The organism is Hymenobacter sp. (genome assembly GCF_031398885.1).
Taxonomy (GTDB): domain Bacteria; phylum Bacteroidota; class Bacteroidia; order Cytophagales; family Hymenobacteraceae; genus Hymenobacter.
In genome coordinates this window covers 105733-129596 of the sequence record NZ_JANNOD010000031.1, presented here as the reverse complement: position 1 = coordinate 129596, position 23864 = coordinate 105733, and the positions used below count along the sequence as shown (strand labels likewise).

19 protein-coding genes are annotated in these 23864 nt (G+C 66.9%); 11 read left to right on the top strand and 8 right to left on the bottom strand.

Features of this window, described 5'->3' with window-relative positions; all coding sequences use genetic code 11:
• Positions 1–2 precede the first annotated feature (2 nt).
• From RMO51_RS05700 to RMO51_RS05680, 5 genes are read right to left on the bottom strand one after another with little or no spacing between them, the layout of a single operon-like run.
• A complete protein-coding gene (locus tag RMO51_RS05700) occupies positions 3–1283 on the bottom strand; it encodes an O-antigen ligase family protein (RefSeq protein WP_310392822.1) in 1281 nt (426 codons plus the stop codon).
• Positions 1280–2473: a glycosyltransferase family 4 protein gene (locus RMO51_RS05695; RefSeq protein ID WP_310392820.1), complete on the bottom strand. Its 1194-nt coding sequence runs from the start codon at positions 2471–2473 to the stop codon at positions 1280–1282. Before RMO51_RS05695 ends, RMO51_RS05700 begins: the two co-directional genes overlap by 4 nt.
• The gene (locus tag RMO51_RS05690) at positions 2470–4071 is read right to left on the bottom strand and encodes a lipopolysaccharide biosynthesis protein (RefSeq protein WP_310392818.1); all 1602 of its coding nucleotides are present in this window, start codon (positions 4069–4071) and stop codon (positions 2470–2472) included. Before RMO51_RS05690 ends, RMO51_RS05695 begins: the two co-directional genes overlap by 4 nt.
• A gap of 35 nt (positions 4072–4106) precedes the next feature.
• A complete protein-coding gene (locus tag RMO51_RS05685; protein ID WP_310392817.1) occupies positions 4107–6494 on the bottom strand; it encodes a polysaccharide biosynthesis tyrosine autokinase in 2388 nt (795 codons plus the stop codon).
• A gap of 42 nt (positions 6495–6536) precedes the next feature.
• Positions 6537–7319, bottom strand: a complete 783-nt coding sequence (locus tag RMO51_RS05680; RefSeq protein ID WP_310392815.1) for a polysaccharide biosynthesis/export family protein — start codon at positions 7317–7319, stop codon at positions 6537–6539.
• 674 nt (positions 7320–7993) lie between these two features.
• Between RMO51_RS05680 and RMO51_RS05675 the strand changes: the two genes are divergently transcribed.
• The 3 genes from RMO51_RS05675 (at position 7994) to RMO51_RS05665 (ending at position 12170) form a co-directional block, all read left to right on the top strand.
• Entirely contained in the window at positions 7994–9967 is a 1974-nt protein-coding gene (locus tag RMO51_RS05675) for an FAD-dependent oxidoreductase (RefSeq protein WP_310392813.1), read from the top strand.
• Positions 9968–10095: 128 nt separating this feature from the next.
• The gene (locus tag RMO51_RS05670) at positions 10096–11703 is read left to right on the top strand and encodes a hypothetical protein (RefSeq protein ID WP_310392812.1); all 1608 of its coding nucleotides are present in this window, start codon (positions 10096–10098) and stop codon (positions 11701–11703) included.
• A 44-nt stretch (positions 11704–11747) separates the two neighbouring features.
• A complete protein-coding gene (locus RMO51_RS05665; RefSeq protein WP_310392809.1) occupies positions 11748–12170 on the top strand; it encodes a hypothetical protein in 423 nt (140 codons plus the stop codon).
• 166 nt (positions 12171–12336) lie between these two features.
• On the opposite strand, the gene RMO51_RS05660 is transcribed toward RMO51_RS05665, so the two are convergent.
• The gene (locus RMO51_RS05660) at positions 12337–13821 is read right to left on the bottom strand and encodes an aldehyde dehydrogenase family protein (RefSeq protein WP_310392807.1); all 1485 of its coding nucleotides are present in this window, start codon (positions 13819–13821) and stop codon (positions 12337–12339) included.
• Between the two features lie 244 nt (positions 13822–14065).
• On the opposite strand from RMO51_RS05660, the gene RMO51_RS05655 reads away from it, so the two are divergent.
• The gene (locus tag RMO51_RS05655) at positions 14066–15274 is read left to right on the top strand and encodes a phosphatase PAP2 family protein (RefSeq protein WP_310392805.1); all 1209 of its coding nucleotides are present in this window, start codon (positions 14066–14068) and stop codon (positions 15272–15274) included.
• A 286-nt stretch (positions 15275–15560) separates the two neighbouring features.
• On the opposite strand, the gene RMO51_RS05650 is transcribed toward RMO51_RS05655, so the two are convergent.
• Positions 15561–16217, bottom strand: coding sequence for a hypothetical protein (locus RMO51_RS05650; RefSeq protein ID WP_310392803.1), 657 nt, complete (start codon positions 16215–16217; stop codon positions 15561–15563).
• A 99-nt stretch (positions 16218–16316) separates the two neighbouring features.
• Positions 16317–17186: an SDR family oxidoreductase gene (locus RMO51_RS05645; RefSeq protein ID WP_310392801.1), complete on the bottom strand. Its 870-nt coding sequence runs from the start codon at positions 17184–17186 to the stop codon at positions 16317–16319.
• 157 nt (positions 17187–17343) lie between these two features.
• Between RMO51_RS05645 and RMO51_RS05640 the strand changes: the two genes are divergently transcribed.
• The 7 genes from RMO51_RS05640 to rlmF all read left to right on the top strand — a co-directional run bounded on the left by RMO51_RS05640 (position 17344) and on the right by rlmF (position 23828).
• Positions 17344–18102 (top strand): hypothetical protein, encoded by a 759-nt coding sequence (locus tag RMO51_RS05640; protein ID WP_310392800.1) that lies wholly within the window; start codon positions 17344–17346, stop codon positions 18100–18102.
• A gap of 33 nt (positions 18103–18135) precedes the next feature.
• Complete coding sequence (locus tag RMO51_RS05635) at positions 18136–18909, top strand: hypothetical protein (RefSeq protein ID WP_310392799.1); 774 nt, start codon at positions 18136–18138, stop codon at positions 18907–18909.
• A 47-nt stretch (positions 18910–18956) separates the two neighbouring features.
• Entirely contained in the window at positions 18957–19364 is a 408-nt protein-coding gene (locus RMO51_RS05630; protein ID WP_310392798.1) for a lysozyme inhibitor LprI family protein, read from the top strand.
• A gap of 50 nt (positions 19365–19414) precedes the next feature.
• Positions 19415–20194 carry a hypothetical protein gene (locus RMO51_RS05625; RefSeq protein ID WP_310392797.1) on the top strand — a complete coding sequence of 260 codons (780 nt, stop codon included), beginning with the start codon at positions 19415–19417 and terminating at the stop codon, positions 20192–20194.
• Positions 20195–20250: 56 nt separating this feature from the next.
• Positions 20251–21708 (top strand): hypothetical protein, encoded by a 1458-nt coding sequence (locus tag RMO51_RS05620; RefSeq protein ID WP_310392796.1) that lies wholly within the window; start codon positions 20251–20253, stop codon positions 21706–21708.
• Between the two features lie 128 nt (positions 21709–21836).
• Entirely contained in the window at positions 21837–22835 is a 999-nt protein-coding gene (gene rluF / locus RMO51_RS05615; RefSeq protein WP_310392795.1) for a 23S rRNA pseudouridine(2604) synthase RluF, read from the top strand.
• A gap of 6 nt (positions 22836–22841) precedes the next feature.
• Entirely contained in the window at positions 22842–23828 is a 987-nt protein-coding gene (gene rlmF, locus RMO51_RS05610) for a 23S rRNA (adenine(1618)-N(6))-methyltransferase RlmF (protein ID WP_310392793.1), read from the top strand.
• The last annotated feature ends 36 nt before the right edge of the window (positions 23829–23864 follow it).

Here is a 23864-nt window from a genome sequence, read left to right as displayed (position 1 = left end):
GGTTAGTTCGCAAAAACGGGTTCGGATTCTGGTTCGGGTCGGGGCACCACTAGCGGGGCCTCCGCCGGCGGGGCGGGGCGGGTAATGGCCGCCAGCAGCAGGCCCACCAAGGCGTAGAGGTAGATGGGCCAGTCGTAGGAAAGGCCGTAGACCAGGCAGCCCGAGAACAGTCCCACCAGGGCGGCGGCTTCGGCCGTGAGCGGCGCGGGGTGCCCCAGCCGCCGGATTATTTGCGCGATGGGCAGGACCACCACCAGCAGCAGGCCCGCCCATCCGAAGTAAAACAGGCGGTCCATGTAGAAGCTGTGGAAGTGGTGCCCGGTGCCGTCGGCCCACATGGGCTGGTCCGAAGTGGGGTCGTAGAACTGCATCGGCACCTCAAACCCCTTCAGGCGCCAGCCCAGCAGCGGGCGCTCGGCCACCAGGGGGCGGTAGGCTTCCTGTTGGCGGAGGCGCCAGTTGCCCGTACCCCGCTTATCGGGCTTGACGATGTCGTTGATGCTGGTTTCAAATTTCTTGATGACGTCGGGGTTGCCCAGCACCGTGGCCAGCCCGCCCACCGCGCCCACGGCCACGGGCAACAGCACCAGCAGGGCCACGCGGTGCAGCGAGAGGCGGGCGCTGGGCACGCGCCGCGCCACCACCCCCAGGTTCACCAACAGGCCCACCAGCATGGCCAGCCACACGGAGCGGTGCTGCAGAAAAACGATAAGGCCCAACGCGACGAAAAACACGCCCAGCGCCAGCAGGCGGCCCCGCTCCAGGTACCAGTTCAGGCACAGCAAGGCGGGCAGCACCAACAGCAGGGCCGAGCTGGCCGCAAAGCCCCGCTCGTGGTCCAGAAACGCCCGCAGGCTCAGTGCTTCGGGGTGCACCGCGGCCAGGTTGAGCAGCAAAGCCCCGAAGAGCACCCCCACCAGCAGGCCCAGCGGCGGCAGGCCCTGCTGGCGGTAACAGCCGCAGATGCCGTAAATTAAAAACAACACCAGCACCTTGGAAAACACGTGCATGTACACCAGCCAGGTGCCGTGCGTGGCGTAGGATTCCAGCAGCAGCCCCAGCAGGGCGGCCCCCGTCAGCAGCAGCCCGCGGCCCACGGCCGGCTCCAGCCGCCGCCCGTACCAGAGCGCGGCGCCGACGCCCGCGCCCAGTACGCCCCATTCGTATGGCTTCAGAACGGAAGCGTTGTCCACGTCGAAGAAAAATTCCCAGAACGCCTGGTCCAGGAAAAAAACCAGCAGCAGCGGCAGCACCAGCTTGAGGGGGCGGAAGGAAATTTTCATGGGGCGGCGAGGATGGCCCGGGCCGGCGGCGCGGGGGTGGGCGTGGCGGCGCGGCGCGCGCTTTCGTAGGCGGCCACCGTGCCGGCCAGCATGGCGGGCAGGTCGAACCGGGCGGCGGCGTGGGCGCGCTGGCGCAACTGCAGCCGCGTTTGGGCGGCGGGGTCGGCCAGCAACTCGTGCAAGCGGCGGGCCACGGCGGCGGGCGGGGCGTCCGGGGCAATCAGGGCGGCGGGGTCGTGGGCCAGCACTTCGGGCACCGCCCCCACCCCGAGCGCCAGCACCGGCACCGCGCAGGCCATGGCTTCGAGCAGCACCAGGCCAAAGCTTTCGTTGGTGGCGGCGTGCACGTAAACGGTGCTGGCCCGCAACAGGGCCGCCACGTCGGCCCGGTGCCCCGCCAGCCAGACGCAGTCCTGCAGCCCGGCCGTGGCAATGCGCGCGCGCAGCAGCGCCTCGTCGGGGCCGGTGCCCACCAGTCCCAGCAGAAAATCGGTGCCCAGCGCCCGCAGCTCCGCCGCCACCGCCAGCAGGAACCGCTGGTTTTTGCGCCCCTCCAAGTGGCCGATGTTCAGCAGCACGGGGCGGCCGGCGGCCCGCGCCCGCAGCGCCACGTCGGGAGCCACGGCGGCAAATTGCGCCAGGTCCAGCCCGTGGTGCACCACCGCGTGCCGGGCGTGGGCCGGCAGCAAGGGCGCCACGCGCCCTTGCACGTAGCCGGACACGCTCACGAAGTGCGCGGTGCGGGCCAGGAAAAATTCGTGCCAGCGCACCACCACGCGGGCGGCCCGGCCGCGCAGGCCCAGTTGCCGAACCACTTCCCGGCCGGGGTGGTCGTTGAAGTGGCCGGTCACCACCACCGGCACGGCGGGGCCCAAGAGCCGGCGCAAGAGCCAGCCGGTGGTGGCGTCCTGGGCATTCACCACGTCGTAGACGGCGCGGCGGTCGAGTGCGCTGTAGATGTTGGCACAGCCGTGCAGTTCGGCCCCCAGGTGCCGGCCCAGCGGCCCGGCCAGGTCCAGCACCCGGCGCAGGGCGCCCCAGCGGCGCGACTGCCCCCGGCTCACGCTGGCCGGCGTGAGCACCGTCACCGTATGGCCCAGGCCGCGCAGCCCGGCCGCCAGGCGCTGGTAGTGGACGCGCACGCCGCTCGGCGCCTCGGGCACCATCATCGACACGAGCAGGATGTTCATGACAGGGCCGTGGCGGGCACGGGCGCGGAGGTGGCAAAATCGGTTTCGGGGCGGGCGGCCGGCGCGGGCGACAGCCAGTCGGCGTAGCGGCGCAGGCCGGAACGGCTCCAGGGGGTGCTGAGCGGGGTGTTTTCCAGCCGCAGCAGGGCCCGGTGCAGCACGGGGCGCAGTTCGGGCGGGGGCCAGCGCAGCAGCAGCGCCCCCAGGGCCAGGGCGCCGGTCAGCATTTGCAGCCCAAACACCAGCAGCACCGGCCAGCCCAGCCCCCGCAGCCCGGCCGACGCGAGCAGGATGCCGGCGCCCACCACCAGGGCATTGCGCAGCCCCGGCAGGTAGAGGGCAAACAAGGCCGAATAGCGGACGGCCAAATCCTGGTGCGTGATGCGCATGTAGAGCAGCGTGCGCACCACCTCCCCGATGCCAATGGCCCCGGCCACGCCCACCACGCCGTAGCCCCGCAGCAGCCAGAACAGGCCCACCAGCAGCCCAATGAACTGCACGTTGAGCACGACTTTACGGCGCAGATTGGCCCGGGCATCGGCCACGATGCCCGCGAACATGGTGGTCAGACTCAGCGGGATGGCCACGCACAGCATTTGCAGCACCGGCGCCGAAGCGTCCCACTTGGGCCCCAGCAGCACCCGCACCATTTCGGGGGCCGCCACGGCCACGCCCGCGCACAGCGGCAGCACCAGCGTGGCCACCAGCGTGCTGCTGCGCAGGTAGAGGCCGCGCAGGCGGGGCACGTCCTGCTGCACCTGGCTGAAGGCCGGGAAAGCCACTTTGGCCACGCTATTGGTTAGGAAATACATCGGCAGGTAGAGCAGCATGAAGGCCCGGTTGTAGAGGCCCAGCGCCACCGGCCCCAGCAGCCGCCCGATGAGCAGGGTGTCGAGGTTGCCGTTGAGAAATTCCAGGAAGCTGATGAGCGACACCCGGCTGCCGTAGCCCACCAGGGCCGCGTAGTGCCGCCAGCCGAAGAGCAGCCGCACCGGGTGCCGCACCACCACGTAGGCCCCCACACTGGTGAGCAGCTGCTGGGCCAGGCTGGCCGCCACCAGGCTCCACACCCCCAGCCCGGCCGCGGCGCAGCCCAGGCCCACCCCGCCGTAGGCCAGCACGTAGGCCGTCACGTCGAGCTTGGCCAGCACTTCAAAGCGCATGTCGCGGCGCAGCACGCTCGTGGCCGTGAGCCCTAGCGACGCCACCACGAAGCCCAGGGCCAGCACCCGCACCAGCGGCACCACCGCCGGGTTGTCGAGCACCAGCCGCGAGAGCGGCGCCAGCCCCCAGAACAGCCCCGCCACCGCCCCGCCCAGCAGCAGCGAACCCGTGAACGTGGCCCGCAAATCATTGGTGCTGAGCTGAGGCCGCTGCACCAGGGCGTGGCCCAGGCCCATTTCGGCAAAGTACCCGCCGAAGCGCAGCACCACGCCCGCCAGCGCCACCAGCCCGAACGCGGCCGGGTCGAGCAGCCGCGCCATCACGGCCGTGTAGCCCACCTGCAGCACCGCCGTGACGACGGCCGCCGCCGTGGTCCATTTAATGCCGCGCAGGGCCGTGGCGCCCAAAGCGGAAGAGTGCGGGCTGGTGGTCATAACAAAATCAGCAAAAACGAAGCCCCCGGCCCGGCTTACTGGCCGTAAGCGTAGGCGTTGGCCTTGTGAGTGTACCCGTAGGTTTTGGCAAAATGCACGTCGTTGAGCACCGTGTACACGTTGCTCACTTTGCGCGTGCGGTGCAGCTCGTCAATCTGGCGGAGCACGTCCTTGTCCGTGTAGTTTTGACGCACGATGTAGATGCTGGCGTCGAAGTAGCGCATCAGCACGAAGAATTCGGCCACGTAACCCATGGGCGGCGTGTCGATGACCACGTAGTCGTAGTCGGCGCGCAGTTGCTCCAGCAGCCCGGTCATGGCGCGGCTTTCCAGCAGCACGGTGGGGTTTTCCGGCACGGGCCCGCAGCATATCAGGTCCAGGTTGTCGACCCCACTGGCGTGCCGCACTTCGCCCAGGTCGGCTTGCCCCGCCAGGTACGCCGCCAGGCCGGGCCCGGTCGGGTCGCCGAAGTAGCTACTCAACGACGGGCGGCGCAAGTCGCACTCCAGCAGCAGCACCCGGTGGTCGCTCATGGCCAGTTCCGCCGCCAGGTTCACGGCGCAGAACGACTTGCCCTCGCCCGGCACCGAAGACGTAATGCCAATCACCTTCTTGTCGCCCCCGCCCGCGAGGTACTGCAGGTTGATGCGCACCGAGCGAAACGACTCGGCAATAATTCCCTTCGGGTGGGTCAGCAGCTGCCCGGCGTCTTCTTTGGTGCCGTGGGCCACGATGCCGAGCAACGGAATGCCGGTGACCAGCGCCAGGTCTTCCGGCCGCTGAAAGCGGCGGTTCGTGCGGTCGAGCAGCAGCGCCAAACCGGCCGGCAGGCCCAATCCGCCCAACAGGGCGAGCAGGGCCACCAGCAAGGGCTTGGGCGCCGCCGGCCCCGCGCCCAGCTGCTGGGCGCGGTCCACCACGTTCTTGTCCGAGGCGTTGGTTGCCAGGGCAATGGCCGCCTCGTTGCGCTTTTCTTCCAGGAAGGTGTAATTTTTCTCGCTGAAATTATTGGCGCTCTGCAGCGCGGCCAGCTGCCGCTCGTTTTCCGGCATCCGGCTCATTTGCCCGCGCACCTGGGCCAGCTGGGCGTTCACGTCGCGCAGGCCAATGTCGGCGGCCTGGCTCATGTTCACCAGCAACTGCACCAGCGACTGCTCGGTGGCGCGAATGGTTTCGTCCAGCTTCTTCACCGCCGGGTTGATGGCGCTGGCGTTCACGCCCAGCTCGGCCCGCTTGGTGTTCATTTGCTGCAGCTGCAGAATGTAGTTATCCAGCACGGGGTTTTCCACGCCCACGCTGCTGGGCGACACCAGGTTGTCGAGCCCCTGGTTGGCCCGCAAGTAGGCGAGCATGTTCTGGTAGTACTTGCGGCTGGTCAGGGCCCGAGCCTGGGCCGCTTCGAGAGTGCTCAGCTGCTGAATGCCCGCCGACGACTGCGCCCCCACGTCCACCACGCCCCGCGCCGACCGAAACGTGGCCAGGGCCCCGGCGGCCTGCCGGCGGGTGTCGGCCAGCTTGGCGATTTTCTCGTCCAGGAAGGCGACCGTTTTCTGGCCCCTCAGGTTTTTCTCGCGCAGGTCGGCCGCGGCGTACACGGCCATCAGGGTGTCCAGAAACATGGTGGCCTGGGCCGGCACCGAGCTCTTGGCGCGCAGCTCCACAATGCGCGACTCGTGGTCGATGGGCCGCACCACCAGCGCCCCGGCGTAGTGGCCCACCGCTTCGTCCAAGCTGTTGAGCACGAAGCAGTACCGGGCGCCCGCCGACTCAAAATTTACGCCCGGCTCCGGGGTCAGCACCAGCCTGAGCAGCGGCGTGCGCAGCGTGTCGCCGGCGGCCACGGTTTCGTCGAGGCGCACGTCTTCCACCTCGCGCACCAGCTCGCTGGTGCGCAGCCGGGTCAACTGCCCCCGCGGGGCGGTGGCCTGCACCCGGTAGCGGCCGGGCCCGGCCGGCGTCACGTACACGCGCACGCCCGTGAGCTGCGGCACGGCCCGGTTGGGCGCCACCCGAAACGGCACCGCGCCGGCCGGCTGCTCCCGCACCTGCAGCGGCCGCAGCCGGTTGAGCCAGGAGTCGGCCACCGCGAAGTACGACACCGCGTAGGGCAGGCGGCTCACCGCTTCGTGCACCATACCGGTCGAGGTGATGAGGCCGATTTCGTCCTCCATCTTGGTGCCCTTGTCGCGCACTTCCAGCGCCTGGAGCAGCTCCTGCGCCCGCCGCGAGCCCGTGGCCTGGTCGCCCAGCAGCATGGTGGCCCGGAAGTCGTACACCGGGGCCGTCACGGCCAGGTACAGATAGGCCAGCAGCCCGGCCAGCACCAGCCCGCCCGCAAACAGCGGCCAGCGGTGCCGGAGCCGGAAGAACAGCGCGTGCAAGTCAATTTCGTCGAGCGGCGGGGTAGCGGGTTGCGGATTCATGCCCAGATAGCGTTAAGCGAGACGGAAACGGGATATTCGGCGTTAGTTGAGGCGGATGTAGCCCAGCAGCAGCACCAGGGTCGACAGGCCCGCGAACACGATGCCGAGGTTGTTGGCATTGCCGCGGCTGGTGCGGGCTTTCAGCGGCTCCACGTACAGGGCGTCGTTGGGCAGCAGGTAGAAATAAGGCGAGCGCAGCAGCGCCGGGTCGGTCAGGTCCAGCAGCACCACTTCCGATCCTTTGGCGGTCTGGCGCACCAGCTTGACGTTTTGCCGGTTGCCAAACTCGTTGAGGTCGCCGGCCAGCCCCAGGGCTTCCAGCACGTTGGCCTGCCCGTTGTACACGAAGTAGCGCCCCGGATTGCGCACCTCGCCCAGCACCGTGAGCTTGAAGCTGATGAGCTTCACCACCACATTGGCTCCGCTGGCAAAGCGCGCCACCCGCTGTTGCACCAAGGCCTGCACCTGGTCCACGGTGAGGCCGGCTACCGGCACCGAACCCACCGTCGGCAGGGAAATCTGGCCGCCCTCGTTCACCGAATAGCCCGTCAGATACAGGATGCTGGGGTCGCCCGACAACAGCGCCCGGTTATCGGTCGCGTTGAACAGCTCATTAAATTCGGGCTGGCTGCTTTGCACCCGAATCGCGAGCACGTCGTTGACCTGGATGCGGTAAACAGCCCGCGCGTTGACCTCTTCCACCGGCCGGGTTTGCGAGTAGCCGGCGCCTTGCAGGTACGGCAGCGAGCGCTGCGATACGCAGCTCCCGGCAAGCAGTCCGCACAGCAGCAGCAGGAGTCGGCAAATGGGTACGGGAGAAGGCATGGAAAGCGCGGGGTAAGTGGGCCGTGGTACCGCTCGGCTCGTAGCGGCTTCGTTCTGAGGTGGGCGAACGAAAAGACGCTGAATTGGGCGAACTAAGCAACTAATGTAAGCCAATTTTTGACAATTGCATATAATAAATTTACTATTACATTGAAATAAACGTAGTTAACAACCTTCTATTCACTCACAATCAGCTGGTTAAATACTTACAAAAAAATATTATATTTATTAATTAATAATTAATGCTTTTGAAATTAACCTTTTTCGCGTTCCTCCGCTGGTGCTGCCTAAGCACATTGGCTCACCAATTTCGCGAACGATGCGTGAAACAAAGCAATGGGCAGCCCTAGCTATATTCCAATCAACTAACTAACAAGGCTTTGAAAGTAATATAAATATTTAGTTTTGAATGTTGATGCCCGAATAGCATCCGCGGGGACCTGGAAAGCTGCTTGGCTTGGGCTGGCATCCCGGGCCCGAAGCGCCAAAGCTTCATTACGCCCGGGGCTTGAACTGCGCGCCGGAGCCAACCGGTGACAAAAGAACCGGTAACCCCCAAGAAACCCTTGCGGGTGTGACTTGCTTGCGTTCAGGCGACTCAAACTACTCGGCACGCCTACTACTTTGCGGAAATATCCCTACCTTTTAGCCCTCAAAATTTCCGCAATCGTTTCATGTTCGCGCTTACCCCCGACCGCTCCGCCGTACTGCACGCTTTGGCCGATGCATTCATTCCCGCCCTCTCCGATGGCAGCCCCGCCGGGTCGGCGGGGCTGAATCTGGAGAAGCTGCAGGAGGCCATCCGGGAGCAGCCGCTGGGCGCGCAGGCCGAATTTGGCAAGCTGCTGGACCTGCTGGAAAAGCCGCTGCTGGGCCTCACCTGGTTTGGGCCGTTGAAACCGTTCCGCAAGCTGGACCCGGCGCAGCGCGAGCTGCTGCTCCAAAGCTGGGCCGCCTCCAACGTGCCGCAGCTGCGCAAGGGCTTTCAGGCGCTGCGCAAGCTGTGCACGCTGCTTTACTACGGCGGCAGCATGCCGGCGCTGCCCGCCGCCTGGGGCCACCTCCGCTACCCCGGCCCCGACGAGCGGCCCGTGGACACCCCCAAGCCCATCAAACTGCTGCGCCCGACCCAGGACACGATGTACGAGTGCGACGTGCTGGTTATTGGCAGCGGGGCGGGCGGCGGCGTGGTGGCCGGCGAGCTGGCCCAAGCCGGGCACGACGTGCTCGTGCTCGAAAAAGGCCCGTACTGCCACGGCTGCGACTTTACGCAGCGCGAAGTGGACATGCTCGGCAAGCTCTACGACGCCAAAGGGGCGCTGGCGACCCAGGACGGCAGCATCGGCATTCTGGCGGGTTCCTGCCTCGGCGGGGGCACCACCGTGAACTGGGCCGGGGCCTTCCGCACGCCCGACTACGTGCTGCAGGAGTGGGCCCGGGAGCACGACGCGCCCCAGTTCACCACGCTGGCATTCAAGGAAAGCATCAACGCCGTGGCCCGCACCATTGGCGTGAACACCAACTACGCCCGCCACAACGGCCAGAACCAGGCTCTGTGGGACGGCTCGACCAAGCTGGGCCAGGAAGTGAAGCTCATTCCGCGCAACGAAAAGGGCCTCACCAATTCCGAGGCCCACTTCCGGGCGCTGGGCTACACCTCGCTCGGCGATGCCCACGGCATCAAGCAAGGCACCCTGAACACGTACCTGCAAACCGCCTTCGAGCACGGCGCCCGCATTCTGGCCGACACCAAGGTGGGCCGCGTGACCGTGGCCGCCGGCCGCGCCACCGGCGCCGAGGCCGTGCACACCACTGCCGACGGCCGCCCGGTGCGCGTCAGCGTGCGGGCCCGGCGGGTGGTGGTGGCCGGCGGGGCCGTGCAGACGCCCGCGCTGCTGCTGCGCTCCGGCCTGAAGCACCCGCACCTGGGCCACCACCTGCACCTGCACCCCACGGTGGTGGTGGCCGGCCGCTACCCGCACGCCATGAACTCCTGGCACGGCCCCAGCATGAGCGTGGTGAATGACAACTACACCATGCTGCACGGCACCAACTTCGGCGCCAAGCTCGAAACGCCCCCCACCCACCCCGGCCTGCTGAGCATGGTGCTGCCCTGGCTTTCGGGCCGCCAGCACCACGAGCTGCTGCGCGACGCCGACCACCTCGGCTCATTCATCGTCCTCACCCGCGACCGCGACGGCGGCCGCGTGAGCCTCGATAAGCACGGCACTGCGCTGATTGACTATACCCTGTCGGACTTTGACCGGGCCAACATGCTGGAGGGCGTGCGCGCCGCCGCGCAAATCCACGTGGCCGCGGGCGCCGACACCGTGTACCTGCCCCACAACACCTTGCCCACCCTGCGCGCCCAGTTCGGGGCCTTGCTCAACCCGGACGTGCTCGACAAGCTGCCCCACCTGAGCTGGAAACCGAACCAGTTCGGCCTCTACAGCGCCCACCAGATGAGCACCTGCCGGATGGGCGGCGACGCCACCACCCACCCCCTCAGGCCCAACGGCGAAACGGTGGAGGTGCAAAACCTTTTCGTGGCCGACGGCTCGGCTTTTCCGGCGTGCAGCGGCGTCAATCCCATGCTCACCATCATGGCGCTGGCCCACTACACGGCGCAGAACATGCTGGCTCACTGAGCAATTGGTGAGCCGAACGGGGCGAGGCCGCGCGCGTAAGAAACCGGCGCACCGGTTCGCGGGGCCCGCCTGACGCCTCGGCAAGCCTGGCGGCCCCCGCTAACTTTGAGCGCATCACCGGCCGCTTCATGCTGAAATTTAACGAGCTAAACTTGCGGCGGACAGCTGCTGCGTTGTTCTTTGGCGGCTTGCTGCTGCTTGGCTTGCTGCTGTTTCGCGACTACGGCATGGGCTGGGACGAGCCCACCGACCGCCTCACCGGCTACACCAGCTTGCGCTACCTGGCCCAGCGCCTGGCCCCGAGCCTCCTCGCAGCCGGCCACTTCACCGGCGTTCCCGACCTGCTCACGGACGTAAACGCCGACCACGGCGTGGCCTTCCAGATGCCGCTGGCCGTGCTGGAAATCCTCTTTTTCCGCCACGACCCGCGCGGGGCTTACTGGATGCGGCACCTGCTGTGCTTTGGCACTTTTGTGCTGGGCGCGTGGGCGGTGTACCGGCTGGGGCGCACGCAGTTTGCCAGCTGGCGCTGGGGGCTGGTGAGCGCGGCGGTGCTGGTGCTGTCGCCCCGCATTTTTGCCGATGCTTTTCACAACACCAAGGACCTAGCTTTTCTCAACCTGTTTGCCGTGGGCATGCTCACGCTCACCCGCCTGCTGCGCCGGCCCACGGCGGGACGGGCGCTGCTGCACGCCCTGGCTTGCGCTTTGGCCATCGACGTGCGCACCATGGGCATCCTGCTGCCGGCGCTCACCGTGGCTTTTGGCGCCTTGGAGATGCGGATGAGGCCGGCGCGGCGGGCACCCTTTGCGCGGGCGCTGGCGTGGTACCTGGTTGCGCTGGCGCCGCTGGTGGTGCTGTTTTGGCCTTATTTGTGGGAAGCGCCGGCGGCCCGGTTCTGGGCGTGCTTCGGTAGCTTCCGCCGCTTCCGCCAAACGATGAACGTGTTTTACCTGGGCCAGCTGGTTTCGTGCCAGCGACTGCCCTGGCACTACTTGTCGGTGTGGCTGTTGGTGACCACGCCCGTGGCTTACACGGTGCTGTTTGGGGCCGGCGTAACCACCGTCGTGCGGGGCTTAATGGCCCAGCCGGCGGCTTGGCTACGCCGGGTAGCCAACCGGCGCGACCTGCTGTTCGGAGCCTGGCTGCTCGGGCCCCTCGTGCTGGTGGTAGCCATTGGTTCGGTGGTGTACGACGGCTGGCGCCACGTCTACTTTATCTACCCGGCCTTCGTGCTGCTGGCGGTGCGGGGCCTGCGGGCCATCGTGCGAGCCTGGCACGCTGCCCCCGTGGCCTCGGCCGGCCGGCGGTGGCGGCTGGCGGCTGGGGTGGCCCTGGGGCTGGGCGGGGCGCACACGGCGGTGCGGCTGGTGGCGGACCACCCTTACCAATACGCCTACTTCAGCTTTTTGCCCGGCCCGGTGGCGGCCCGGCTGTTTGAGCGGGACTACTGGGGCGTGGCGGGCCGCGACGGCCTGGCCTGGGTGCTGGCGCACGACCGGCGCGCCACCGTAGCCATCAGCGACACGTTTCCCCACAAGGACCTGCTCGGCAACAACGCCCAATTGCTGCCCGCCGCCGACCGGGCCCGGCTACGTTTCGTGTCGCACGCGCGGGCCGATTATTTCCTGGGGACCTACCGCTTTCACCCGGCGCCCTACGATGCCTCGTACGGCACGGTGGTGCACGAAATCCGGGTGGCAGGCCTGCCCATCCTCACCGTATTCCGCCGCTGAGCCGGGACTTTGCGTAAATGGCTTTTTCAGCTACTTAATCAATCATGATGCCCTTTTCGCCTCGCTGCTGGCCGCTGGCCGCCCTGGTTTTCACGCTTTCCTTCACGAGCTGCGCCCGCCGCGACCGGCCTGCCAAAGCCCCCGTGGTGGAAACGGTGCGCTCGGCCGATTCGCCCACCCCCGCCGCTGCCGCGCGCGACCTGGCCGACGTAATGGCCACCGACCTTAGCCTGACACCCGACCAAACCAGCAAGGTTCGCGCCATTCTCAGTGGCACCGTGGAGCAGGCCAACGCGGCCAAGGAAAAATACCCGCCCCAATCCGCGCCCCTACTGGCCGAGCTAAAGCGGGTCAATACTGCTTCCCAGAACGAGCTGCGTGTGGTGCTGGGGCCCGCCAAGTTCAAACAGCTCCAAGCCAATCAGCGCAAGATGGCCGCCGAAATGCGCCAGCGGCAAGCGAAGTAGCAGAAAGGTAGCATCGCGAGGCCCATCAGCGGCGCCGCCCAAATTCGCCGGCTGTTTCCCACAGCCCTTCGTACGGACGAAGGCGCGTAAATGGCTCCGTTCTGTTCACCCAACCACGCAGGGGCGTCGTTGCGGCGCCACCCCTTTCAACAAGGAATCCGAAGCCCTACAAATACTTCACCAGCAGTTCGATTAGCCGCTGTACTTTGCCGGTGTAGGGCGGGTACATGGCCTTGATGCCGGTGAAGCCCACGCGCTGCCGCAGCACGCCCTTTTCGTTGCTGAAGGCCAGGAAGCCGGAATGGCCGTGGGCCTTGCCCAGGCCGCTGTTGCCCACGCCGCCGGTGGGCAGCTCGGGGTGGGCGAAGTGCAGCACGGTTTCGTTCACGCCCGCGCCACCGGCCGACACGCTTTCCAGCAAGTAGCGGCGGTTTTCGGCGTTGGTGGTGAACACGTACTGGGCCAGCGGCTTGGGGCGGGCGTTGATGTAGGCCGTCGTCTCGTTGAGGTGTTGGAAGGTGAGCACGGGCAATAAGGGCCCGAAAATCTCCTCTTCCAGCACGCGGGCGCCGGCCGGCACGTTGGTCAGCAGGGTGGGTTCGATGTAGTACTGCGTCGCGTCGACGGTGCCGCCGGCGGCCACGGTGGCGCCGCGGGTCTGGGCGTCCTCCAGCAGGCCGGCGAGGCGGGCGAAGTGGTGCTGGTTCACCACCCGCGCCAACGACTCGGACTGCTGAATGCCGGCGCCCGCGGGGTTGTAGGCCCGCTGAATGGCGGCCGTTAGCTCGGCGAGCAGGGCGGGCTGCACGCTTTCCTGCACCAGCAGGTAGTCGGGGGCCACGCAGGTCTGGCCGTTGTTGAGGAATTTGCCCCACACGATTTTCTCGGCGGCGTCGCGCAGGTTGGCCGTTTCGTCCACCACGGCGGGGTTTTTGCCGCCCAGCTCCAGGGTCAGGCCGCTGAGGTGCTCGGCGGCGGCGCGCATCACAATCTTGCCCACCTCGGGGCTGCCGGTGAAGAAGATATGGTCCCAGGGCAGCCGCAGCAGCTCGGTGGCCGTCTCCTTGCCGCCCTCCAGCAGCAGCACTTCGTCGGGCCGGAACAACTCCTCGCACAGCTGCCGCAGCAGGGCCGACGTGGCCGGGGTTTGCTCGGCGGGCTTGATGACCACGGCGTTGCCGGCCGCGATGGCCGAAATGAGCGGGCCCACGGCCAGGTAAAACGGGTAGTTCCAGGGCGCAATAATCAGCACCACGCCCTTGGGCTCGACCTGCACCCAGGAGCGGGTGCCCAGCAGGGCCAGGGAGGCCGGCACCCGGCGCGGGGCCATCCAGCGCTTCAGGTGGCCCATGGTGTGCTTGAGTTCGACCAGCGAGGTCCAGATTTCGGTCAGGTCGGTTTCGGCCGCGGGCTTGCGGAAGTCGGCGTGCAGGGCGGCCTGGATGTCGGAACGGTGCGCTTGCAGCCAGCTGCTCAGCTTTTCGAGGCGGGCGCGGCGGGCGGGCGCGTCTTCCTGGCGCAGGGCGGGCGCGCGCCGCCGCAACGCCGCAAACGCGGCCCCGAACCGGTTGGCGGCAATGGCGGCGGCGGGAGCGGTGCCGCCTTCCACGGGCGTAGTGGCGGCGGCGGGCATCGAAACGAGGGGCTGCATGGGCGGGGCGCAAACGAGCCGGCCGGCGTGGCCAGGGCCCGCTGAAAGATACGCGGCGGCGGCAAAATATCCGGCTACGATGCGCGTCTTGCCCTCGCACCGCCCGTGGCGTTAGCCCAGCGTGATGCCAGTGTTACCTTTGTGCGTTGCTGCCCGGGTGGCGGGCCGCCCATTTTTCGTCTGCCTACATCCCGCCCCGCGCCCTCGTCGTAGGTGGCGGCGCTGCCATTATTCTGTTCTTTTCGTGAATTCTCTTTACCCTTGCTGCTTTACGCGGCTGTTTGTTGCGCTGCTGTTCAGTCCGATTTTTATTCCCGCCAGCTCTGCTTACTCACCCCCGCTACCCGCCGGCGGACTGGGCTCACTCAACGCCCGCAGCGCCGCCGACACGCTCGGGCCGGCGGCCGACACCCTGCTTGCCCCGCGGGTAGCCTCGTCAGCAACTGCTTCACCCCTTCCCGACTCGACGTCACGGACCCGGCGGGCCCCCCGGCCGCGCACCAGCGACTACCCCGTGGCGCCGGGCGAGACGTGGCACTACGACCGGCCCCGCCCCTTCCGCTGGCTGCTGCACATTCCGCGCGACCTGGGGCAGTTTCCGGGCTACGCTTTTCGCCGCGAAAACGCGGGCACGCTCGCGGGCCTGGCCGTGAGCTCGGTGGTGCTGTGGGCGACGGATGAGCCCATTCTGGCCTGGTCGCAGGACGTGGGCCGGTTCGCCGGCCTCACGGCCAAGAGCACCCAGCGCACGCTGGTTCGCATTCCTTTCCGGGTCGGGTCGGCCAACCTGCCCTTTGAGTTCAACGTGCCCGACAACCTCAACAGCACGTTCTACTACCTCGGCGACGGCTGGACCCACCTCACCGTGGCCACCAGCTTCTGGGTGTACGGCGGCATCAGGAAGGACAACCGCGCGCTGCAAACTTCCAGCCAGCTCGGCGAAGCCATTCTCAGCACCGGCCTGGTGGTGCAGGGCCTGAAGCGCCTTACCGGCCGCCAAAGCCCCTTCGTGGCCACCAAAGAGCGGGGCGAATGGCACCTGTTTCCGTCCTTCAGCCGCTACCAGCGCCGCGTGCCCAACTACGACGCCTTTCCCACCGGCCACCTGGCCACGGCCATGGCCACGGTCACCGTCATCGCCGACAATTACCCCGAACACCATTTCATCCGCCCCCTGGGCTACTCGCTGATGGGCCTGCTGGGCTATTCCATGCTCAACAACGGCGTGCACTGGGCCTCCGACTACCCCATCGGCATTGCCCTGGGCTACGCCTTCGGCAAGCTGGCCGTGCGCAACGGCCACACCCGCGTCGTAACCGAGCCGGGCGAGCCCGCGGCGCAGGGCACGGGCCTGGCCCCGCCCCGCCGGCCCCAGCCGTGGTACCGCCAGGGCAAGCTTGCACCGTACCACTACGGCCCGTTCACCGGCGCTTCCTGGTCGTTGCGCTGGTAGAACAGTTGCTGGTTGCTTTTTTTGAAAGACGGTCACAGGAGTCTGGGCACCAAAGAGCCTCGCCGGAAATGACGAGGCTCTTTGGCATCTTGGCTACCCAGAAGCGAACAACTGGAAACGGACAACGAGCAGCTACTCTTAGAAGCTGTTTGCATTAGCCGCTGGTCGATGTAGAGACTCATACTTGCGTCTCGTCGTTGAACGCAATTGGCCGAACTGCGCGCACGACGAGACTATGCGTCTCTACATCGTTCTCATGCCACCAAAAAATAACTCAAACAGCTTCTTAGAGGAGGCCTTTCTTCACGGTGCGGTTGCCGTCTTCGTCGACCTTGACTTTCGTGCCGTCGGCCCGCTTGATTTTCACTGAGCCGTCGTCTTCACGCTTCACCTTGGCGCCGTTCTGGTACTTGGTTTTGCGGTCGCCGTCGTCTTCCCGCTCCATCTTTTTAATGCCTGACCCTTGGCCCACGCCCCCGCCACTACGCGCCGCGGTGCCCACGGGCGCTACCCGAGCCGGCACCAGCGTATACGGGCCGTCGCCGTAGGCGGCGCGGTTGGCCGCGTAGGTGTTGTAGTAAGCCGGGTTGTTCAATGCGGCGCGCACCTCCTTGTCGGCTTGGTCGTTGGCCTGGCGCAGGGCCAGGTAGCGGCCCGTGGTATCGGTGGCGTAGCGGGTTTGGTACTCGCCCATCTGCCGGCCGCGGGTGTAGTAGGTCCGCTCGATGCGGGTCACCACCGCGGTGTCAGTCAGCTTGAGGTCCTCGGCCACCCGGGCGGCCAGGCGGCGGGCTTCGTCGTGGGCGGCCAGGGTGTCGGGAGGCGCCACCGCAGTACTGGAACCGGTTACGGGAGTCGTGGTGGTTTCAACGGTTTTTTCCTGCGAGCAGGCCGCGGTGGCCAGCGAAGCAGCGGCCAGCAGGCCGAGCAATTTAGTATTCATGCACAAAGAATTTAAATAACTAAAAACAGCCAGTCGGCCATTTTTAGGGCTGATACGGGGGCGCTTGCTCAGGAGTTATGGCGCGTGTCGTCGGCGCGGCTAGGCGTTCACTACCGAGCCGCCGTTCGGGTGCAGGGTTTGACCCGAGAAATACGAGGCGTCTTCCGAGGCCAGGAACACGTACGACGGCGCCACTTCCGAAGGCTGGCCGGCGCGGCCCATGGGCACGTCGTGCCCGAACAACGGCAGCTTGAGCAGCCCCACGCCCACAATGAACGGCGTCCAGATGGGCCCCGGTGCCACCGAATTCACCCGGATACCCTTTTTAATAAGCTGCAACGACAGCGCCCGCGTAAAAGCCGTGATGGCGCCCTTGGTGGAAGTGTAGTCGAGCAGCATTTCGTTGCCCTTGAAGCCGTTCACCGAGGCGGTGTTGATGATGGAGTCGCCCTCCTTGAGGTGCTTCAGGGCCGCCCGCGCGATGCGAAACATGGCGATGATGTTGAGGTCGAAGATGCTGGTGAGTTCGTCGTCGGTGATGTCTTCGAGCGTGTCGCGCCAGTTTTGCTCGGCGGCGTTGTTCACCAGGATGTTCAGCCCCCCCAGCTCGGCCACGGTGCGGTCCACGATTTCGCGGCAGAAGGCGGGGTCTTTCAGGTCGCCGGGCAGCAACAGGCAGCGGCGGCCGTGGGCCTGCACGATGTCCTGCACCTTTTCGGCGTCCTGCTGCTCGGTGGGGAAGTAGCAGATGGCCACGTCGGCGCCCTCCACGGCAAAGTGCACGGCCACGGCCCGGCCGATGCCGGAGTCGCCGCCCGTGATGAGGGCCACCTTGCCCTTGAGCTTGTCGGCCCCCTTGTAGCCTTCGCGAATGAATTCGGGCTCGGGGGTCATCTTGTGTTCCAGGCCGGGCTGGCCGGCGCCCGCGTCCTGGTGCTGGGGCGGGAAAATGGTGGGTTTGTCGGACATCGAAAGGAAAGGTTAGGAAATGATAGCTTCTCCTAACGGCCCGGCCCCGCGTTGGTTTCCGGCGGCACGAGCCGGCACGCCCGCCCGCGCTGAACCAGCAAACCAGGATTCTCGTAAGCGAATCAAGCGTTTACCTTCCATAACCCAGCAACTTGTTATGAGAATCAACCGGAAAATTGCCGCCCTGGGCGGCCTGCTGAGCGGCCTGCTGCTGGCCTCCCCCAACGCTTCGGCCCAGGACATGCCCGTCATGGACTGGATTACTCCGCAGATAGAGGCCGACCGCATGGGGCAGATGCTGGGCGTGGACCGCAACGGCAACAAGCTCGACGACGACAAGCCGGCCGGAACCAAAGCCGCCGCCGGCACCCGGCCGGCCAACGCCCGCCCGGTCAGCCTGGCCTACACCCCTTCCCCGGCCCTGAAGGCACAAACCGTGCAGGGCTACGTGACGCGCCTGAAAGCCAAGAACCCGGCCGCCGCCCAGGCCGTGGCCACCAACTTCGGGCCGGGCAAGTACGACTATGGCACCATTTACCGGGGCCTCATCCAGGGCACGGGCCTGGGCGAAAACAACGCGGCTGATGCCCTCTCCGCCTACATGATTCTGGGCTGGATGATAGCCAACAACGTGCAGGACGGCAAGGCCATCACGCCGGCCATCGGGCGCGGGGTACGGGCCCAGTTCGCGCCCAAGCTGGCGGCCACTCCAAAGCTCACCGCCCCCGGCGTGCCGGCCCAGCTGGGCGAGGAAATGAAGCTGCTCTTCGTCACGGTGCAGGGCGGCTGGCAGGCGGCCATCAAGGAAAACGCCCTGCCGGCCTACCAGGAAGGCGTCGGGGCCATGTTCAAAAACCAGTACGGCATGGACATGCGCCTGTTCAAGCTCACCGACCAGGGCTTCGCTAAAAAGTAAGTCTTTGGCCGGTTTCTCCTCAAAGCGTCGCTTATGAAACTTGCCTTCGCTGCTCTGGCCGCCGCCCTGCTGCCGGCCGCACCCGCCGCCCGCGCCCAGGACCTGCCCATTCCCGACTACACCATTGCTAACCAGGGCCGCATCGGCACCCTTATCACCCAGGGTGTGATTGACCGCCACCAGGGCAAGAAAGAGCACCAGTCGAGCGGCTACGTGGTGGGGCGGCCCGGCTCCCGCCCGCCCACCACGGCCGGCACCCGCCCGGCGGGCGCGGCAGCTGCTACTGCGGCCGTTAACCTAACCTACGCGCCCACCGTGGCCCAGCGCCAGCACACCGTGCAGCAGTACGCCGACGACCTGCGGGCGGCCAACCCCACGGCCGCCCGCACCATTGCCGCCTCCTTCGGGCCGGGCCAGCCGGCCGACTACACCGCCCTCTACCAGCAACTGCTGCAAGGCACCGGCCTGCCCACCAACGATGTCGGCACGGCCCTGGCCGCCCTCCTGGTGACGGGCTGGCAAATAGTGGGGGCCAACCAGCAGCGCCTGAGCCTGCGCGGCCCCGAGGTGCGGGCCGTGCGGGCGCAGCTCCTGCCGCTGCTGGGCCCGGCCCTGCGCACGGAGGCCGCCCCCGCCGGCGAAAACTTCAAGCTCCAGACCGTGCTTCTGACCGCCGGCTGGCAGGGCGCGGTGCAAAAAAACACCGCTCCGGCCTTCCAGCAGAAAATTGCCGCCCTGTTCCAGACCCGCTACCACTTCGATTTGGCGCAGAGCCAACTCACGGCTGAGGGCTTCGCCAAAAAGTAGCGGTGCCTGCACATCCCGAGCCTGTTCATCTTTTTTCCGTTTTGCTGATGAAAGCCTTGCTCCAAACCACCGCATTTGCCGCGGCCCTGCTACTAGCCACCGCCCCTGCCCGTGCCCAAACCCAGGCCGCCCTGACCACCCAGGCCTGCGACGAACTGACGAGCGCCGACCAGGAGCTGAACCGCCTCTACCAGAAAGCGCGGCAGCTGTACGCCGGGCAAGCGGCGTTTCTGGCGGCCCTCAAGACCTCGCAAGTGGCGTGGGTACGCTTCCGCGACGCGCAGGCCGCCGCCCTGTATCCGCCCCCACCGGCCGGCACGGCGGGCTCGGCGGCGCCTCAATGCCGCTGCCGGGCCGTGGCAGCTCTCACCACGGCCCGCAACGCTCAGCTTCAGGCCTGGGTTGCGGGCCAGGAAGAAGGCGACGTGTGTGCCGGCAGCATCCGCCGCCGCTGAGGCGGGTCGACTGCTGCTTTTTCCAAATAATCATCAACCCCTCCATTCGCATGAACGCCAACCCAACCCTCGCCTTGGCCGCGCTGAGTGCCCTGCTACTGGCCACCCCCGCCGCCCAAGCCCAGGACAGCCCCTATGGTACCAGCGCCTACGGCGGCGGCTGGGCCACCTCGCTCGACGTGTCCACCTCCATCAGCAACGACATCATCAACAGTGAGATGGCGAAGCGCAACGCGGGCATAAAAACCACGGGCACAGGCGCAAAAACGAAGTCGACCGCCGCCGCGCCGGTCAAAGTTCCGGCCAGCCGCCTGACCTACGCTTCTACCGCCGCGCTCAAACAGCAGACCGTGCAGGGCTACGCCGCCCGCCTCCGGGCGAGTGACCCCACCACGGCCCAGGCCATCACCACCACCTTCGCCCCGGGCAAGGCCGACTACGCCCTGGCCTACCGCACCATCACCCAAAGCGCCGGGCTAGGCGAAAACGACGCCGCCGCCACCCTGGCCAATCTGCTGCTCACGGGCTACCGCATTGTGCATAATTTGACCGATGTCCAGGCCATCAGCCCCGCCGCTGCTCAAAGCCTGCGAGCCAAGGCCGCCGGGCACCTGGCCGCTAACGCCAACCTGGCCAAGCCCGGCGTCATGGCCCGGTTCAGCGAAGAAATGAAGCTGCGCACCGTGGTGCTTTACGCCGGCTGGCAAAACGAAACGAAGCGCAACGCTTTGCCCGTCTACCAGAGCGAAGTAGCCAGCACGTTTAAAACCCAGTTCGGTCTCGACTTCCGCGCCCTCCAGCTCACGGACCGGGGCTTTGCCAAAAAGTAGGGCGGAGCATGGTGCGCCGGCCCTTTCCTGTTACCCGCTCACATCCTCCTTTTTTTATGAGACGTCTTGCTAAAATTGCCGCCATTGGGGCCCTGTTCAGTGACCTGTTTGCTTCTGCCGCCCGCGCCCAGGACTACGGCGGACAGGCCGCTATGGACCTGGGCTCGGCCATGCTGGACCACGTGGTGAGCACGGCCACGCTCAACCCCAACTACCGGCCCGGTGCTAACAAGGCCGGGGCCAAAGCGGCCGGAGTCGCCCGCCCGGCCAACCTGGCCTACACCCCCTCCGCGGCGCTCAAAGCCAGCACCGTGCAAGGCTACGTAACCCGGCTCAAAACCAAGAACCCCGCCGCCGCGCAGGCCGTGGCCACCAACTTCGGGCCGGGCAAGTACGACTACGGCCAGATTTACCGGGGCCTGACCAAGGACAGCGGCCTGCGCGAGAACGACGCGGCCGACAACCTGTCCTCGTTTATGATTTTGGGCTGGATGGTCGTCAACAACGTGCAGGACGGCAACGCCATCACCGTGCCCATGGCCCGTGGAGTGCGAGACCAATTAGCCCCCAAGCTGGCTCAAAATGCTCAGCTCACCGCCCCCGGGGCGCCGGGCCAATTGGGCGAGGAAATGAAGCTGCTCTTCGTGGTGGTGCAGGGGGGCTGGCAGGCGGCCGTCAAAGAAAAAAGCTTGCCAGCCTACCAGCAGGGCATCGCCGCCATGTTCAAAAATCAGTATGGCATGGACATGACTTTGTTTAAGCTCACCGCTACCGGCTTCACCGCCAGGGCCGGCGCGGCGAGTGCGGGAGCCGCCGAGCCCGCCACGCGCCCAGCGGCGAGCAGCGCAACCACGGCACCAGCCGCCGCGCCCGTAGCAAAAGCGGCCGCTGGGGCCGCACCCAGCAGCGGCGCGGCGGCGGGAGCGCAGTGGTTTTTCCGGGCCGTGAGCAGCGGCAGCGGCGGGGTGGCCTTCGAGCCGGTGGTGCTGCTGGCCAACGGCAGCTACGTGGATATTGGCGAGGAGCCGTTGGAAGGGCTGAACGTGGCCGCCGCCAAAGCCGCCCGCCCCGATGCCTGGGGCACCTGGCGCAAAAACGGCAGCGCCTTCGTGCTGACCAATGCCCGAAGCGGCACCAACTCCTACACCCTGGGCAGCGGCAACTGGTTTCCGGCCTACGCGGCCGGGGCCGCACCCCTGAAACAGGCTTATGAGAACGTCGGCGGCGGCAACATCGGCGCGGCTACGCTGCTATCGATAGATAAAATTCAATTCGTGGACGACACCCTCTTTCGGCAAGGCGAAAACATGGGCGTATTATCGTCTAATGCCGCCGGGGGCCGCACCAGCAGCGCCAGCGGCACCTACCGCCTGCAAGGCCACACCCTGACGCTGACCTACGCCGACGGCCGGACGGTGCGCAAATCGTTTGCGCTCGGGGCCTCCGGCGCCCCCGCCCGCCCCACCAACACGCTCATTTTCATCGGCGGCGACGCCTACACCGATACCAAGTAATTGCGGGAACAGACCGTGGCGGTGGGGCAGCCTTCCTTGCGGCGCGGCCCGCCCCGTACCTTTGCCACCGGCCCGCAGCGGGCGAGGTCTGCGCAGACGCAGGCCTGCCCCATTCTTTTTTTGCCCGCATGACCGCCATCCGCCTCAACAAATTCATCAGCGAAAGCGGCATCTGCTCGCGCCGCGAGGCCGACCGCTACATTGCGGAGGGCCAGGTGCTGGTGAACGGCAAGCCCGCCCGGGTGGGCGACCAGGTGGGCCCGCGCGACCGGGTGACCGTGAACGGCCAGCGCCTGGAGCCCCGGCAGGCCGCGGACGCCGTGTACTTGGCCTTCAACAAGCCGGTGGGCGTCACGAGCACCTCCGAGCCGGGCGTGCGCGGCAATATCGTGGACTACGTGAACCACACGGCCCGGGTCTTCCCCATCGGCCGGCTCGACAAGGACTCGCAGGGCCTGATTTTCCTGACCAGCGACGGCGACATCGTGAACAAAATCCTGCGCGCCGGCAACCGCCACGAGAAGGAATACCTCGTGACCGTCAACCGCATCCTCACCGACCGCATGCTCGACGAAATGGCCCACGGCGTGCCCATGCTGGGCGTGATGACTAAGAAGTGCGTGGTGCAGAAGGAGACGCCCTACATCTTCCGCATCACGCTGGTGCAGGGCCTCAACCGCCAAATCCGCCGCATGGTGGAGCACTTCGGCTACGAAGTAACCAAGCTCGAACGCGTGCGCATCATGAACGTGAGCGTGCAGGGCCTGGCCGTGGGCGACTGGCGCGACCTGACCGCCGCCGAGCTGGCCGGCATCATGAAGCTAGTGGAAAAGTCGAGCGGCACCGAGGAAGCCTCGGGTGCGCGGCGCGCCCGGCCCCAGGCTCCGTCGCCGGAAGCAGGACGGTCGGCAGCGGCAGGCCGGCCCCGCAAGTCGGGGCCGCCTTCGATGCACAACCCATCGGGCACCGGCTGGTGGGGCCCGCGCCCCGAGAAAGCCGGCGCCGGCCAAAAGCCCAAGGCCAGCGGCGCGCGGCCGGGCCAGACCAAAGCCGGAGCTGGGCCTGGCCGCGCGCCGAAAGCCAAAGCCGGGGGGCAGCGCAAGAGCGGCGGCGCGCCGCGGCGCTAACTGCTGATGGCCCGCTCCGTGCGCACCACCCCGAAACCGCAAGCACTGCCCGCCGAAAAGGAGGTGCTACACCTGCGCAACCGGCACCGGGCGCGCTACAATTTTGCGGAGTTGGTTGCCCGCAGCCCCGGGTTGGGCGCCTTCGTGCACCTGAATAAATTTGGGGATGAGTCGGTGGACTTTGCCAACCCGGCGGCTGTGAAGGCGCTGAATCGGGCGTTGCTGCAATATTTTTACGGTATTACGCACTGGGATATTCCGGCGGGCTACTTGTGCCCGCCCATTCCCGGCCGGGCCGACTACCTGCACTACCTGGCCGATTTGCTGGCGGCCGGCAACGGCGGAGTGGTGCCGCGCGGCGCGGCCGTGCGCGTGCTGGACGTGGGCGTGGGCGCCAACTGCATCTATCCCGTCATCGGCTACCACGAGTACGGCTGGCGCTTCGTGGGCTCCGACATTGACCCCGTGGCCCTGCGCTCAGCGCAGCGCATTGTAACGGCTAACGACGCCTTAGCTGGAGCCGTCGAATGCCGGCTGCAACCGTTGCCCGCGCGTGTTTTTGATGGCATCATCGGGCCCGGCGAAGCATTTGACCTGACCATCTGCAACCCGCCGTTTCACGCCTCGGCGGCCGAAGCGGCGGCCGGCACCCGGCGCAAGCGCACCAATTTGGGCGCCCGGCGCGACGCCGCACCCGTGTTGAATTTCGGGGGTCAGCACGCCGAGCTGTGGTGCGCGGGCGGCGAAGCCGCCTTCGTGCGCCGCATGGTGCTGGAAAGCGCCCAACGGCCCACCGCGGCCCGCTGGTTCACCACGCTCATCGCCAAAAGAGGCACGCTCCCCGGCTTGTACCACGCACTGCAACTCGCTGCTGCGGTGGAGGTGCGGACCATTGCCATGGCCCAGGGCCAGAAAAAAAGCCGACTGGTGGCCTGGACTTTTCTGACGCCCGCGCAGCAAGAAGCCTGGCAGCACGAAACGGGAAAAATTTGAGGTGCCTACGCAACGCGTCATCCGACACCAGAAGGC

Coding starts and splice junctions, on each gene's coding strand:
- RMO51_RS05635 (WP_310392799.1), top strand. CDS start 18,136: ATGAAACTTGCCTTCGCTGCTCTGGCCGCCGCCCTGCTGCCGGCCGCA.
- RMO51_RS05680 (WP_310392815.1), bottom strand. CDS start 7,319: ATGCCTTCTCCCGTACCCATTTGCCGACTCCTGCTGCTGCTGTGCGGA.
- RMO51_RS05675 (WP_310392813.1), top strand. CDS start 7,994: ATGTTCGCGCTTACCCCCGACCGCTCCGCCGTACTGCACGCTTTGGCC.
- RMO51_RS05620 (WP_310392796.1), top strand. CDS start 20,251: ATGAGACGTCTTGCTAAAATTGCCGCCATTGGGGCCCTGTTCAGTGAC.
- rlmF (WP_310392793.1), top strand. CDS start 22,842: ATGGCCCGCTCCGTGCGCACCACCCCGAAACCGCAAGCACTGCCCGCC.
- RMO51_RS05650 (WP_310392803.1), bottom strand. CDS start 16,217: ATGAATACTAAATTGCTCGGCCTGCTGGCCGCTGCTTCGCTGGCCACC.
- RMO51_RS05685 (WP_310392817.1), bottom strand. CDS start 6,494: ATGAATCCGCAACCCGCTACCCCGCCGCTCGACGAAATTGACTTGCAC.
- RMO51_RS05700 (WP_310392822.1), bottom strand. CDS start 1,283: ATGAAAATTTCCTTCCGCCCCCTCAAGCTGGTGCTGCCGCTGCTGCTG.
- RMO51_RS05630 (WP_310392798.1), top strand. CDS start 18,957: ATGAAAGCCTTGCTCCAAACCACCGCATTTGCCGCGGCCCTGCTACTA.
- RMO51_RS05665 (WP_310392809.1), top strand. CDS start 11,748: ATGATGCCCTTTTCGCCTCGCTGCTGGCCGCTGGCCGCCCTGGTTTTC.
- RMO51_RS05625 (WP_310392797.1), top strand. CDS start 19,415: ATGAACGCCAACCCAACCCTCGCCTTGGCCGCGCTGAGTGCCCTGCTA.
- RMO51_RS05695 (WP_310392820.1), bottom strand. CDS start 2,473: ATGAACATCCTGCTCGTGTCGATGATGGTGCCCGAGGCGCCGAGCGGC.
- RMO51_RS05670 (WP_310392812.1), top strand. CDS start 10,096: ATGCTGAAATTTAACGAGCTAAACTTGCGGCGGACAGCTGCTGCGTTG.
- RMO51_RS05645 (WP_310392801.1), bottom strand. CDS start 17,186: ATGTCCGACAAACCCACCATTTTCCCGCCCCAGCACCAGGACGCGGGC.
- RMO51_RS05690 (WP_310392818.1), bottom strand. CDS start 4,071: ATGACCACCAGCCCGCACTCTTCCGCTTTGGGCGCCACGGCCCTGCGC.
- RMO51_RS05660 (WP_310392807.1), bottom strand. CDS start 13,821: ATGCAGCCCCTCGTTTCGATGCCCGCCGCCGCCACTACGCCCGTGGAA.
- RMO51_RS05640 (WP_310392800.1), top strand. CDS start 17,344: ATGAGAATCAACCGGAAAATTGCCGCCCTGGGCGGCCTGCTGAGCGGC.
- rluF (WP_310392795.1), top strand. CDS start 21,837: ATGACCGCCATCCGCCTCAACAAATTCATCAGCGAAAGCGGCATCTGC.